This is a genomic window from Desulfopila sp. IMCC35006 (assembly GCF_005116645.1).
Lineage (GTDB): Bacteria > Desulfobacterota > Desulfobulbia > Desulfobulbales > Desulfocapsaceae > Desulforhopalus_A.
Window position 1 is genome coordinate 1 of sequence record NZ_SWCM01000022.1, and the last position, 13,389, is coordinate 13,389.

General features: G+C 44.3%; 18 protein-coding genes. 1 reads left to right on the forward strand and 17 read right to left on the reverse strand.

The window, feature by feature from the left end:
* Positions 1 to 375 precede the first annotated feature (375 nt).
* The 17 genes from trfA to FCL47_RS22585 all read right to left on the reverse strand — a co-directional run bounded on the left by trfA (position 376) and on the right by FCL47_RS22585 (position 12,666).
* On the reverse strand, positions 376 to 1,209 hold the full coding sequence (gene trfA, locus FCL47_RS22505) for a plasmid replication initiator TrfA (protein WP_136815973.1): 834 nt from the start codon (positions 1,207 to 1,209) through the stop codon (positions 376 to 378).
* 155 nt (positions 1,210 to 1,364) lie between these two features.
* On the reverse strand, positions 1,365 to 1,664 hold the full coding sequence (locus FCL47_RS22510) for a helix-turn-helix domain-containing protein (RefSeq protein WP_136815974.1): 300 nt from the start codon (positions 1,662 to 1,664) through the stop codon (positions 1,365 to 1,367).
* The gene (locus tag FCL47_RS22515; RefSeq protein WP_167496608.1) at positions 1,661 to 2,479 is read right to left on the reverse strand and encodes a TrbC family F-type conjugative pilus assembly protein; all 819 of its coding nucleotides are present in this window, start codon (positions 2,477 to 2,479) and stop codon (positions 1,661 to 1,663) included. The genes FCL47_RS22510 and FCL47_RS22515 overlap by 4 nt, the downstream gene beginning before the upstream one ends.
* A 1-nt stretch (position 2,480) precedes the next feature.
* Positions 2,481 to 3,416, reverse strand: coding sequence for a TraU family protein (locus FCL47_RS22520; RefSeq protein ID WP_136815976.1), 936 nt, complete (start codon positions 3,414 to 3,416; stop codon positions 2,481 to 2,483).
* Positions 3,409 to 4,014: a hypothetical protein gene (locus FCL47_RS22525; RefSeq protein ID WP_167496609.1), complete on the reverse strand. Its 606-nt coding sequence runs from the start codon at positions 4,012 to 4,014 to the stop codon at positions 3,409 to 3,411. Before FCL47_RS22525 ends, FCL47_RS22520 begins: the two co-directional genes overlap by 8 nt.
* Positions 4,001 to 6,538: a TraC family protein gene (locus tag FCL47_RS22530; protein ID WP_136815978.1), complete on the reverse strand. Its 2,538-nt coding sequence runs from the start codon at positions 6,536 to 6,538 to the stop codon at positions 4,001 to 4,003. The genes FCL47_RS22525 and FCL47_RS22530 overlap by 14 nt, the downstream gene beginning before the upstream one ends.
* Complete coding sequence (gene traV / locus FCL47_RS22535; RefSeq protein WP_136815979.1) at positions 6,535 to 7,050, reverse strand: type IV conjugative transfer system lipoprotein TraV; 516 nt, start codon at positions 7,048 to 7,050, stop codon at positions 6,535 to 6,537. Before traV ends, FCL47_RS22530 begins: the two co-directional genes overlap by 4 nt.
* Positions 7,047 to 8,279 carry a TraB/VirB10 family protein gene (locus FCL47_RS22540; protein WP_136815980.1) on the reverse strand — a complete coding sequence of 411 codons (1,233 nt, stop codon included), beginning with the start codon at positions 8,277 to 8,279 and terminating at the stop codon, positions 7,047 to 7,049. The genes traV and FCL47_RS22540 overlap by 4 nt, the downstream gene beginning before the upstream one ends.
* Positions 8,276 to 9,265: a type-F conjugative transfer system secretin TraK gene (locus FCL47_RS22545; RefSeq protein ID WP_136815981.1), complete on the reverse strand. Its 990-nt coding sequence runs from the start codon at positions 9,263 to 9,265 to the stop codon at positions 8,276 to 8,278. The genes FCL47_RS22540 and FCL47_RS22545 overlap by 4 nt, the downstream gene beginning before the upstream one ends.
* A complete protein-coding gene (locus FCL47_RS22550; protein WP_167496610.1) occupies positions 9,262 to 9,921 on the reverse strand; it encodes a type IV conjugative transfer system protein TraE in 660 nt (219 codons plus the stop codon). The genes FCL47_RS22545 and FCL47_RS22550 overlap by 4 nt, the downstream gene beginning before the upstream one ends.
* Entirely contained in the window at positions 9,918 to 10,187 is a 270-nt protein-coding gene (locus FCL47_RS22555) for a type IV conjugative transfer system protein TraL (protein WP_136815983.1), read from the reverse strand. Before FCL47_RS22555 ends, FCL47_RS22550 begins: the two co-directional genes overlap by 4 nt.
* 16 nt (positions 10,188 to 10,203) lie before the next feature.
* On the reverse strand, positions 10,204 to 10,497 hold the full coding sequence (locus FCL47_RS22560; protein WP_136815984.1) for a hypothetical protein: 294 nt from the start codon (positions 10,495 to 10,497) through the stop codon (positions 10,204 to 10,206).
* A 44-nt stretch (positions 10,498 to 10,541) separates the two neighbouring features.
* Positions 10,542 to 11,165 carry an OmpA family protein gene (locus FCL47_RS22565; protein WP_136815985.1) on the reverse strand — a complete coding sequence of 208 codons (624 nt, stop codon included), beginning with the start codon at positions 11,163 to 11,165 and terminating at the stop codon, positions 10,542 to 10,544.
* Positions 11,128 to 11,601: a hypothetical protein gene (locus tag FCL47_RS22570; RefSeq protein WP_136815986.1), complete on the reverse strand. Its 474-nt coding sequence runs from the start codon at positions 11,599 to 11,601 to the stop codon at positions 11,128 to 11,130. Before FCL47_RS22570 ends, FCL47_RS22565 begins: the two co-directional genes overlap by 38 nt.
* The gene (locus FCL47_RS22575) at positions 11,570 to 12,112 is read right to left on the reverse strand and encodes a sigma-70 family RNA polymerase sigma factor (RefSeq protein ID WP_136815987.1); all 543 of its coding nucleotides are present in this window, start codon (positions 12,110 to 12,112) and stop codon (positions 11,570 to 11,572) included. Before FCL47_RS22575 ends, FCL47_RS22570 begins: the two co-directional genes overlap by 32 nt.
* 4 nt (positions 12,113 to 12,116) lie before the next feature.
* A complete protein-coding gene (locus FCL47_RS22580) occupies positions 12,117 to 12,440 on the reverse strand; it encodes a helix-turn-helix domain-containing protein (RefSeq protein WP_136815988.1) in 324 nt (107 codons plus the stop codon).
* 7 nt (positions 12,441 to 12,447) lie between these two features.
* Positions 12,448 to 12,666, reverse strand: coding sequence for a hypothetical protein (locus FCL47_RS22585; protein ID WP_136815989.1), 219 nt, complete (start codon positions 12,664 to 12,666; stop codon positions 12,448 to 12,450).
* Positions 12,667 to 12,775: 109 nt separating this feature from the next.
* On the opposite strand from FCL47_RS22585, the gene FCL47_RS22590 reads away from it, so the two are divergent.
* Complete coding sequence (locus FCL47_RS22590) at positions 12,776 to 13,354, forward strand: hypothetical protein (protein ID WP_136815990.1); 579 nt, start codon at positions 12,776 to 12,778, stop codon at positions 13,352 to 13,354.
* Positions 13,355 to 13,389: the final 35 nt, after the last annotated feature.

A 13,389-nucleotide genomic window follows, 5' to 3' on the forward strand; every position in this document is an offset into this window, starting at 1 on the left:
GCCCCCTTAAAAGATTTTTCTTTTAAGGGGGCGACCGAAAATTTTTATCTCTTTGTCAAGAAAAAACGACCCAAGATGTTAATATTTATCAAAAATTTGCATGCAATTTTCTAACCGGATATTACTGCTTTTTAATAATCTTTTAAAAGCTTTTGCTAACTTTAACTCCATCAAATATCATGTTGTTTTATCGAGTTATTTTGATGGTGAAAAAAATAAAATTGCGAGCGCTATGCCATAGTCGTGCGAGCGTTATGCCATACTCACTGCGAGCGCTATGCCATACCTTGCGAGCGCTATGCCATACCTTTCCGAGCGCTATGCCATGCCTTTACGACCGCTATGCCATACCATTGCGACCGCTATGCCATACTCTTAAACTGGTTTTTCTGTAATTTTTCTGGTCTGAAAACGAACAATATGAATCTTGTCATCGTCATCTATTGTCCAGGATTTAAGAGCTCCAACTTCTACAAGATTATCAAGTGAACGGCGCAATGCTCTTCTGAAATCACTTAATCTACCGCAACTTGAACCACTTAATTCTAACAATCTGGACACCTGCATAGGGAAAATGGTTTGCATACTATTGTAAAATCCATGTAACCATTTTGATAAATTGTTGGATAACGATACCCGCTGTTCCCATTGCACAGGTGTCCATCCTCGCTCAAACAGTGCGCCTAAACTACTGTTTAAGCGCAGTGAATACGTTTGCGTTTTATAATCATAGAAAAAATCGCGTATTAACGAGCCGCCGTACATTTGCCGCTTTTTTGTATATGAATCAGGGACTTCGATATACACCATATTGGCAGCCAAACGATCAATGACACCCATCAACCATTTTTCACCGGAACCACCAACACTCTTTCCGGTGGCCGCCAAAAAGCCATTCATCGAAAAGCGCACGGCATTTCCCGGCAGGATATTTTTTTCGTCTGCCGTTAAGTGAATAGCGTGAAGGAAAACATCAAGATCGCTCTGGTCGAGTTGCTCGCCGGTGTACCAAATTTCTATTCCATTCAACGAATTGACTTTCTGTTGTTTTAGGTATTTCCGAGTTCCTTTTTCTATCAGACCAAACAGGGCCGATTGCAGACAACTGTTTGGTGCCACATGCTCAATATTGGTATGAGCAGGTAAATTCGGGATTTGCTGGTCTTCGAGATTATCAGGTAGCATTTGCAGAGATTTACTTTTGGCCATAGCTTTTCTTCTTAGGATTCGTTACGAAATAGCCTGGCCATTTTCATTCATTTCGTTACGAATCCTTATGCCGTTCCGAGCAATACTCCAGCCATGTTATTATTTGACAACGGCTTAGCATCCAGAAGATGCGCTAAATGACTCAAAATTGATTTTCATTGGTTAGCCGTTACACTCTCGCCTGAAGGAAAAGCCGAATAGCCCTGGACCGGTTTTGTCTCTTTTTTTCCTATGTATCCATATTCTTCAAGTACCACTAAAGAACGACGCACCGGCTTATCAGAAATCCCGCTTTTTTTACAAATAACCTTCACTGTCGGAAATGTTTTCTCGGCATTGATTACTAGATACACCGCCACTGCGCGTGGTCCGATAATGGCAAGATCCCCGCTGTGAACAAAAGCTTTGACATCTTGCTCTGATCGTAGAGGTCTTTTTAATTCAAACTGAATCATCGGCTTCCTCTGATTTTGGTTATAAAAGCTGTTAAACCTGGGCTTTTCGCTTCCTGATTAACTTTTTCCAAGAGGGTAACAAGGCCCACATCGCCTTGAATTTGAAAAATCTCATCGCCTCGGTCATAGATCAAGGTTGGAACTTCGGTGATACTGTACTGATTAAAGAGTGCCGGTTTGATCGAAATTGCCGGTTTGATCAGCTCACATGGCTCCTCCGGTGTCTTTTTGCAGGTGGTATCTTTTTTCAGAACCTTGCTCCACCATTGTACTCTTTCTTCTTTGTTCTCTTTCCCCAGACCGCCTACCATTCCCTTCATGACCGGCAGGATCTCAGGCACTCCTTCGAGATAGAGCATGTACCCCTGAAATGATGCCTCCGGGATAGAACTGGAGAGGAAGAGAAACACTTTTTCATTCTCAGCAAGGATGCCTTTTGTTTCCTGTTCCTTTTGTTTATTTCTCCTGCTTTCAGGTATAAACAAATCTGCCTGCCTGTTGAACTCATCTGCTATTTTCTGCTGAAATCCTGGCTTCCTGAAATCAGAATTGGACTTTTCGGCTGCTTTTATTCCTGCCTCTTTATGTATATTTTCAGGGATAGTCATGGTCTTAGCCAGCTCTCTGGCCGTATCCATAGCTTTTCTGGTTGCTTCGTCGTCAATTTCAGCCAGTTCCCTGGCCTTTTCCAAGAGAGCCGGTGGCAAAGCAGGGACAGTCTTGTCAGAACAAGGGCATTCATCGCCTAGCACCGCGAAAGCCGATAAGCCAACAACCAATCCGGCCAGCATGATGATAAAAATTTGTCTTCGCATATCATTCGCAGCAAGTGCAACAGAGTACCTTTCTGAATACCACCCAGAGAAATTCATCATTTGACCCTTTTGCTCCCATATAGGGTGGATTGAGACCGGAATCATAGAACTTGGCGGCTTTGCCGATAGGGTAAGTGGACCGCAAATCGGGCCTGGCCGTGTGCATCTTGTAATGGCTCTTTGTCCAGATCGGCGTGTAAGTGCAGCCACAAAGAGAAGCCGGGTCGCAAAGCATGAACAGACGGTTCAGCTTGAAGATCAGCCGTGACGCTACCGTATTACTGGCCTGAACAAGATTGTCATTGTCCACATGGCCGCTTACGGGATAAGTTGACCCGCTGCTCCCAATACACCAGGGCATCGCGTCAAGCGGGAACCCTAAATTAACCGCCGCCGCATCTGTCATGCAAAGCAACTGCATGGTCTTATTGGCAAATAATCCAGCTTCGGGAGTGATAGTGACTGCAAGTTCATCGTCCTGCCACATTGAATCAAATTCAGTCCACCAACCTCCAACATCGTTATTTTCACAAAGGCTTCCATCCAGCATCGAAAAAATAAAGGCATGTGCCTGGAAGAAGGTTGATTCATCGGCAATAGAGAGAGCATCCGAAGATTTGTTCTTTCCGCCTAATACGTCATCAATCGAACCCTCGGCTTCTCCACCGGACCCTGTGAACGGAGAATAATTTGCTACTGTTACCGTATCTATGAATATAGACGGGTCCCAATATTGGTAAATTTCACCTTCCTCGTAAAAAATTGGTGGTGGTCTGGGGCAGATGCAAATACCTAAAAACTTAAATTCCAGATCCTCCCAGTTTATATCCGAACCCGGGTTGAATGAATCGCCTGATTTTTGGATGAGGGCAAAGGATGGCGAGGCAGAAAACAAAAGCACTAAGACCAGCAGATATTTATTTATCAATCTATTCATCAATCTTTATCTCCTGCACCATGATCTTTTTGCCATTCTGAGTAATCACGCAAGGAGCAGCGGCTAATTGCAGACGATCAGCTATGGTTTTGGTCAGATAAAAAACGGGCCTGTCTAATTGCTTTATCAAGGGTGCGGCAAGTCCTGCGGAGATCAATAATTTGGTTTGACGATCCTTGTTATAGGGTGACTTTAGAAACCACTCGACTTGCTTTCTTTCCTCGCTATTGATGACCACCAAACCACCCGGTAGAGAGACATAATCCAAAGGGTTCCAGGTAAGCCCTCGCTGGTACATGATCTCCCCATTTTCATTCGCGATGTCATGATCTAAAGTGTAGGTCATATCGACGAAAAACGTCCGATCTCTCTTAACTGTGGGCAGGGCATAGATGTCTTTTGCTTTGTAGTTCTGCCTATGCTCCACCATGACCTTTGCCAGCTTTTCATAGTCAATACTGGCCTTGATCTCTTCAACCAGGTCCGGCTCCACTATGGGATAGGTCATCCCGATGGTGCCAAGATTTTTTCCAAAGGCAGGAGAGGCCGGCAGAAGGCCAACAATGAGAATGAGAATAAAAAACTTACAGTTGCCCATTTTTCCGCAACTCGACCATTTCCAGGATGGCCTCATGATAGGTCATGCCGGATTTAACTCTTCCTTCGATCATGGCGATTTCAGAAGCCTTGGAGGTGTATATAAAATAGGCGTAATCGTTTACTATCAAACGAGCCGGACCAATGCCAAAGGGCGTGTCAAACAAGATTTCTGAGTAGTACGGAGGGTTGGATTTGATGCTTTTCAGGAGCTTCATGGAAAAATCATCGTAATCAATCAACTTCAGATCTTTCGCCTTGTCAAAAGCAGGCGATTCCAAAAAGATTTTAAACGCCGAGTTGTCTTTGATTACAGTTCCAACTTCACCAAATTGGTCCAGATCAAGAATAGATTGGGTGATAATCATGAAACTACCGGAGTACTTCCTGGCCCTGCGGTAACCCTCATTGACAACAGGCGCAAGCATTGAGGACTTATCCAGAAACTGCCACGCTTCATCGAAAATAATCAACCGATGCCGTGACCGATCTGAGAGATAGAGGTCTTGGGTAACGGCATTGATAATGAGCATGGTCACAACCTTATAGAGATCAGGCTTTACTTTCAGGTTCTCCAACTCAAGGACAACGAATTCATCATTGCGAATATCAAAGGTGCTGGGGCCGCAAAAGAACTTGCCGTAAAAGCCATACGACGTGAAGTTCATCAGGAGAAAGCCTAATTTCCTGGCTTTCTCAATTAATTTTTTGTTCTCATCATATTGTTCCATGCCGGGACCGGTAGGGAATAATTTCAAAAATTCCCAGACCGTATTGGCATCGGCGGCTTGTCCTTTTTGATGCCATGCCCAATTTACCGCCCAATAAAATAAATTTATTTCCTCTATATCCTCACATCCTGTTTTCGCATTGGCGTAGGCCATTTGCGCGAATACGGTTGCTATCGCAGCTAATTCTTCCTCCGGCTCTATAATATTTGTGAAGGGATTAAGGCAGATATCTGAATCAGGGCAGAAATCCAGATACCTTGTTCCCAACATATCAGCCATTTTTTTATAGGAACCACCAATATCAATGATGCGGATTATGGAACCGCAAGCGTAATAATTAAAGGCTATGAAGTTGACCAGAAATGATTTTCCGGAACCAGATGTGGCGCAGCAAAAGCAATTAAAGTTGGTTGCCCCTTTTGCGAAAAAGTCCAACGAAATCAACTGACCTTTCCGGCCAGTGAAAATCAAATTTGGGATGCCGCCGGAACCGACAAAATCACCCTGAACCGGCAGCAGTGGGGTGATTGAAGGTACTGATGCGGTAAAAGCACGCTCCAGATTTTCTATGTTCTTACCGTCAGCATAAAGACAAAGAGGAAAAGACGAGATAAACAGGATTTTCAGAACCATGTTGTCCTGTTGCATCACATAGCCGTTATTCTCCCACAACCGTCTGACCCTGGTACATGAATCTCTGGCATTTTCTATATTGTCCGAAAACACCCAGAAAACGGGAATGATCTTGAGGAATTTGACACCATGTTCCAGATCATCAGCGGCCTCTATGTGTTCCGCTTGCTTACGATGAAGCAGGGTAGATAATGAACCAACCCCTTTCTGATTGAGCATCAGATTGGTTTTTGCGTGGATTGTTACATCTATCCCCTTCTGAAAGACGATATTGAAGCAATAGAGAAAATCAGTCTTGATCTGGTCAGCATCCGAAACAATGCCCCATATCCCGCCAAACAGGGAGTTGGTCTGCATCGGGTCAACTTCTTTGGGAAAGCTCTTGGGGGTCGTGCAACACCAGTATTTATCTCCAGCCTGAATATAATCGCTCCCTTCCTTGATAACGGTATCCGCATTGATAATCTGTTTCAGAATTGGTATATTGGGGCTGTAGGAATTGAAGTTATGCTCTGGATAATCTTTGGGGTAGGTATTGAGCAACCGCCGCAACCATTCCATTAGGTTGCCTGGTGGCAGATTTCTGGGGTAAAGCTGGGCCGCTCTCAATGTCTCGTTGATCTGCCGCTTGATGTCGAGTAACGGTGCAATCTTCTTTTTATCACCCAATTCGTCTGGCTTTGGCATACCAGACGCATCCTCAGGGACTTTAACCGCTACAAACAACCGGAAATTTCTGACGGGAATAAAGCTACATGCCTCCAGCCCCTTTTTCCCTTCGAGTAAAAATTCAGTAACTCTTTCGGTATTGGTGACAATTATTGGTTCTGTTCTGGTTCGACTCTTTCGATACTGATCTATGATGGGTTCTATGTAGGAATCAGCATGTAAAATAAACTGAATAATAGTGCCATGAGGCATCGCCGTTCTGAAAATACCCTCAAGTGAGTTCATGGCCTTTTCCCCTGCGTAGGTAAGTGGGGAACACTCCCATATCATCCCAAAGGTGCTGTCCTGATTCACATAGATTTCATGCTCCTGATCGTAAGCGATATAGTTCAGGAAGGCAGAAAAAGGATGCCGCCTGGTCAACTTGGCAATATCGCTGTGTTTCAGGTATTCAGTGTTGCCGTAGAGAAGGCGCTTACAAAAGTCAATCATTGTAGTGCCTTTGCCTTTTCACTTATATCTGTCAGCACCCATTGAGATTCTTTCAGCTTCAAATAGACATAGCGGGTCATAAACAGTTCGTCGTTCTCTCCTTTGTACGGCAGCATCAGTACCCGCATGATCTTGGGTGGTTCCAGCATTGGCTTGTCCGGTTCCGTGAGGAGTTCCGTGAGTGCCTTGTAACGGCTATTTTGCGCAGTGAGCTGGTTGATGCTGGTCTTTGAAACTTTGGTTACAAAGATATTGGACGCATCGGTTGGAGCCGGTGGACAGGCAATAGTGTCACCACCTACGTTCGTGCAGCTTGTCTCGCTTACATTATCAACATCGGGGAACCTGGCCTCCTTGTAAGCGGATGGCGTAGAAATACACTTACCGGCATCATCTCTGGTGCGGCATTTGAAATTTTCCTCATAGGGATTGACAATTCTTCCGACCCCGCCACAACCCGACAGCAACAGCAGCAGCAGCAATAATGGTAGAATGACATATTGTGATTTCATAACGATTCGTCTCTTTTGTAGTCTTTAATCTCCAGATCTTTACCTTCTGAGACAATGACAGTAATTTTCTTGGTCGCAGCCACTTCGATTACCGGAGTCGTCTGCTTTGCTAAATTCATGTAGAAATCTTGCAGGGTGTTTGCTCCCTCTGATAGTCCACCACCGACGGCATATTTCCCGATCTGCGAAGCTTCAACAGAATTGGTTGTTCCCAATACCGATGATGAGGTTGTGGTGGCCGCCGCTTTTAACGCCTCGCCGGCCCCGCCGAAAAAACCGGCTATGATCGCTCTGGCAGTTGCAGCACCCATCCGGGATACTACTCGTCCGGAGAGACCAACCTTGGAGTCAGAATCAGTTACAAAACCTTTGATCGGGGTATCAATAACGGCACTGCCTTCGTTGGACAGACATGAAAGCGAGACTAAGCGCACATCGGCCCGTTCTTTGTCCAACCTGCCTACGGCCTCGGCAATAATGAAACAGCCGGACAGGTTGGCCTTGATATCATTTGGCAGCACTGCCGGGGTCTGGATACGGAGCAAAAGAGGTTCGGAGTTGCCCCCCTTGGCACCGCTCGAAGTAGCAGCATCGAAACCTGTCAACAGGCTCGCCTCCATAAAAGATGGAGGGAGATAGACCGTCCGACCTTTTTTTTTACCGTCATCCTGGGGAAGAGCAGCGGCCTGGTTTGAAATCACTAAAATCTTACCGACGATTTTCTTCTCCTGCTTCTGGTTTCCACGGCCACCCCCTTGAGGTGATGGCCCCAAATTACGACCACCTGATGATGGTTGACTCTTTTGAAATACAGGCATTCCATGTTCATCAAGAACTTGGTTTCCATTTGCATCGAGTACATGTTCAGGGAGAGGTTTTCCCTGAGATAATTGTTCAGGCGTGGGGATAACTAATTTTCTGCTTTCTGCATCTTTGTTTTTCTTCTCTTCAAGAGCCAAAAAATCGGTCTGACTTTTTGTCAGATCGGTCATGCCCTTTTTAAGAGCATCAATCTGCCGACCCTGTTCTTTGAGCATGGTCTTTTCAATCATGTCAGGGTCAAGATAAATGGTCCTGTTTTTTTCTGTTCCCGCAACATCTACCTTTTTATTAGAGCGGGAATTGTAACCAGTAACAGCGATTCCCAGAACAATGAGACCGACTACCGACCATGCTAAAATTTTTTTGTTTTGTGGTGTCAGGTTGTTGAACTTTTCTTTCAAGGTCATTGCAACTGCTCCCGTTTTTCAACCACAAACACCCTGGTCACCTCGCCGAAGTTCAGAACCTGATCTTCTATTGCCACGGCCAGAATGGATTCACTGATACCAAGTGACAGAAAGGTTTTCTCCTGCAGTTCCATTGTCTCATCCTTGGTAGAGGCCACCTTGAATTGCTTCAATCGTAACCCTACCCCTTCCACATCCACGGTCTGCATCAGGTTGACGCTGAGATCGCCACAGAGGGGAACCAGGGTGTCCGCATTTGAGACCTTGTAGCTGGATGGATAGCCGCCTTCATAACCTTCCTTGATGATCTGCAAGACCTGTCTTTCCAAAGGCATGTTTTTGTAATGGTCGATATTCTTTTTGAAAACATCCTTTGCCGGTGCGGCCAGATGCAGGGTTACAGATGAGATTTCTTGAGGTTCCGCAATCAGGGTGTAAACTGCTCCATTGCAGACAATAAATAACTCACTGGGCGTCTCGGCATAGGATAGCAGTCCGTTGAACTCCTCAGCCTTGAATTTGATAAAGGCGCTATTGCCGGAAAAATGACCGGTAATGCCCTTTTCTTCCGAGAAAATCAAATCACTCATCGACCCGGAACAGACAATCCGGTTGATGTCCCGATTGGACAACTGCACGTTGGTTGGCATTTCAGGAGCAATGAAATTGACTGACGTGGGGTTGTCAAAAGGGCGATTTGTCGAAGTTGAAGGTTTTAAGGGTTTTGGCTCGGTTATAACCGGAGACTGCTGGGCTTGTGGTGGAAGAATGGAGGCCTGGTCTTCCCAAATAGGCTCTTGTTCTTCTTTTGGTGTTTCTTGAACAATGGTGGCTGGCGGAGCTGGAACAGGTGGTTGGCTTTCTTGGTATGCTTGCTCCACAATATCCGCAACATGAATTGAAGCGGGAGGAGCCGGTGCTTCTTCTGCTTGCACCGAGGATCCTGCCAATAGCAAGCACAAGCCTATCCGTAAGATTTTCTTCATTTTGTTTCCGTCTCCACTTGCTTGTCCATCTTTATTTTTTCCTCTGCCCTTTTCTTGAGCTTCGCTTCTGTTTCTGCTTCTGCTTTACGTTCGGCAATATCCGCTCTGAGATTCTTCTCCTTGAACTCGCTAATCTCAAAACGGCCATCACGGATGCGATAGGCGACAACAAAGGTTTTGGCAGCCTTTTCAAGTTTTGTGTCTCCGGCGAACTGGGCCAGATTCCCAAACATTTCGATAGTGCCTTCGCTTACTGTGATTTTCTCCAAGTAAAATGTCGAACTTACCTGCGATTCTTCAATACGCCCCGCCAAGGAGTACCAGCTTTTTGAGGCTTCGGGATAGGCTTCGGAGGTGTAAAGTGAGAGCAGATCATCAAACTGCCCTCTTGCCGTGGGTGGGGAATAGGTAGTTGCCAGGTTGACAATTTTTCTGCTCATGTCCTTGATGTAAGTCTCGGTAGGCTTGCCCTGGACGAACTCAATCGTGCCGGTCATAGCGGGTGGAATCAGCACAACACGTTGATATTTAACCGCCCGATACACCATAAGGGAGTTGAAGCAGACGGCTACGGCCATTGCCCCGATAGCAAATTTAAGCAGTCGGTTTTCAACGAATAAATTACTGGATTTTTGCACGAAAATATTTGCTTTCACTCGTGAAACTCCTGCTGGAAATAGTCGGGATAGTTGTTCATCTTGACCAGGCCAAAGACATAAAGGACATGCTTCAAGAATCCCCGTGCCTGAGAGCGTTTGGTTTTGGTGTAGGAATACTGAAATACTAGGAAGATAAGCCACATTAACTTACCGTAGAGCAATGACAGGGTAAGGAAGAAGAGGAACAAAACCAGCTCATCCACCTCAAACCACAGTACTTGAAACGGTTTAGACAGATATTGCGGAAACTTTCTGGCGATCATTGCTATAATCTTATCGTTAAAGGATTACTGCGCCGATAGATTGCACAACGGTATCAGCGGAAAGCAGAAATGCCCCCCCAAGTACAACGCCTGCCGCAGGAAGAATCATCTGCCGGATAGCAAGGATGGCTGCAAAAGCCATCGAAGCAACACCAGCGACAAATCCAATAGGGCCAAGCAAAATCTGCGTTACCGCAATATCGTATAGGTCATAGGCAAACGAACCAGCCGCCGGAGTTGTCATAGCGAAGAGATTGACTGTCTGGAGCAGTAAAACGGTTAAGATGGAAAAAAAAGTCACTTTTTTCATGATCACTTTTCCTTTTGTTGTGTTGTTGCACGAGCTTGTGCTTGTTAGTTTTTCGTTAGTTTTATTTCTACCCTTCGGTTGCTTTCAGGGGAACTTCCGTAAATCATCCCTTTTCCTTCTGCTTGAGCCACCTGGTAACCATTTCTCCGAAGCTTGATGGCAACAGCCTCGGCTCGATACCTGGAAAGTTTCAGGTTCTGGTTTTCACTTCCAATCGAACAGGTGAAGCCGGTGAGATATAGAGGACAGGAGGCACAACACTTTCGTAAATCCATCAGGAGTTTGTTGCCGGCATCCGAGGATAACCTTGCGCTGCCCAAGTCAAAATAGACCACAGGGAACGGACGACTTTTCGGTTCAGCGTAAAAAGAAATTTGCTTGGCGATGATGAAAGTTTGATGGATTGGAATTTGTACAGGTGTGTTTATGACCGGTGGGTATTTGTAAAAATCCTGCCGGATTTCAAGCCCCCAAACCGGACTACAAACCGAACTGGTGAACATGAAAAATACTCCTATAATCATGATGATTTTTTGAGTTTGTTTTTTGTCTTGAGTCATCATTTCTGTCGCATTAAAGAAACTACTGTTTCTTTTTCTTTGATTATGTTTTGTCGCAGCTTTTTCATGGTCATTTTGCAAAGTCCAGTTCACTTTTTCTAAGGTCATTATTTGCCATTTTCATGCCCTCATTTAGCTCTTTTTTCACTAGTCTTTCTTTGGCTCTTTGAGCTCTCTTTCGCACCCGATACAGCTTTCTGATCTCAAAAATTGACAGCTTAAACCGGTAGGTCGTTTCAATTTCTGCTATCAGATTTTTCATAAAGAGACGTTTGTCTGGCTCCAAGTTAATGAACCTGGAAAACGCATAGCGTTCCCATTTGGTTTCCAGGTCACAGGTGTCAATGAGTGCTTTTCTATGTTTTATGTTTTTTTGACTCAACTGAGGTCTCAGAAAATCATGCAGCCCCCAAAGATTTTCCAGCAATTTCAAACCGATTAAATCGTCATCCGAGAGAGGGTTGCTTATTTTTTTTATCCTTTCCATCCAGCGTAGTGTTTTCAGCGGAATTTTAGAGGTCTTCGCATATTCTTTGATTTCCATATCCCTCAATTCTCCTGATGGCATTTGATAAAATCCTTCTGACCGATTGGATATGAATCCCAAAATGATTGGCAATAGTGTAAAAGCTGACGGGTTTTGGCTGTGAAAGAATCCACAGGGAAACCAACCTTTGTCGATCAGTTAGTGCAGACAAGGCCTCGACAATGACTGCGTCATCCAGCTCAGAGGATTCATTCAGTTCTGGAGATTGTTCTTTTTGAATTGCCACGGTTGCCTGCTGTTCATTAGCTAAGGCAACACCAGCGGCCATCTGGATACATCTGGTACGAAAGACAATACGGAAATACTTGCTCGTTAAGGACAAATCCTTGTTTTGATCGATTAAGACTGATATTGCCTGATACACAGCAAGATTGGCCTCTCCTGCCAGGTCGCTTGAATCACATGACATAAACCGATAATATGGTGCGGCTATGCACCATATCAACACCCTGTTGGAGCTCACCCAAGATTGAGCCAGTGGCCAGATGTTTTGTGTACCTGCACTCACATTTCTACCGTGTTAAAATTACAGTAGACTTTCTGCGGCGGCCAAGTGGCTGCTTCGCATTTTCTACTTTGATTGATTTTTCTACGAAAATGTCGAGGTCAATTTTTCGGAAAAGCAGTTTCCCTTTTTGTTGTTCAGATGGTCTTGAATATGGAATTAATCGTTGTTCTACGGAAAGCCGCCTGAAGTGATCAACAGAATAGCCAGTGTATTGAGCAGCTTCTTTCAATGTCATCACAGATGAAAAGTTGGTTTTTCTACTAACTAAAAGGTCAATTATCAGTTTTTGATTTTCTTCTATTGCTATCAACCTGGTATTAATATCCATAATATTCTCATTCAGTATAGATATACTCTTCTACAATGTTCCTGATCTCTTTAGGATGTCTCGAAATCCAAATATCTCTATCAATACCGGTTACTTTTTCCAATCGTATTGCCACTGCGACAGGACAGGGACGCCTACCCCATAAAATATGACTGAAGAAGTCAGGGCCAATGCCGGCCTCTGCGGCTATTTTCTTCTTCGTCGTTTTCTTTTTAGGACTATTCATGGTCTATTTTTGGTCTATAAAGAAAATAAAGTCAATGAAAAAGCGAATAGAAATACCTATTGATCATTTTATTCTTGATGTTGTTGTACTTTTGCTCTATTATTGAGCAATGAATCAAACATTCCTCAAACAATTTCATGCGGCATTGACTCATCTGCTTAAAGAAGAAGGCAGAGGAGCACAAACTCGTCTTGCCTCTGAGCAGAAAATTGACCGTGGCTATTTGAATGCTATTGTTAAGCAGCGGAAGACCGGGTCAGATAAGGTTTGGGGAAAAATTGCCCATCATTTCAAAATGACCTTTGAGGAAATGTTGTCATTTGGAAGAACTATATTGGAAGAAACGGAAGCCCCTGTGTTAGATCGGAGCAAGAGTGAGCAGCCTGAATTTCCTCAGGATGTCCCCATTGCCCCAGCAGATAAAATCAAAAAAATTGATATTTCTCCAAAATCCGAGAAGGCCATACCGGATATTCCTGAAAAAATAGTTAAGACAATCGAAATACTAGGAGGGGGTACTGGTTACAATAATCTTTTCTCTGATATGATTGATATTTTTCACAAAATGATCAATACAGAAAAAGAAAATGTAATGTTGAAGAACAAGCTAAAGGATGTTGAATTACGGCTGGCTGCACTAGAAAGCCAATCTGAAAATGAAAAATTTGGTAAGCAGAAGATCGCATAGAGCCCTCGGCCCGCAAACATAAAAAAAGTAAAGAC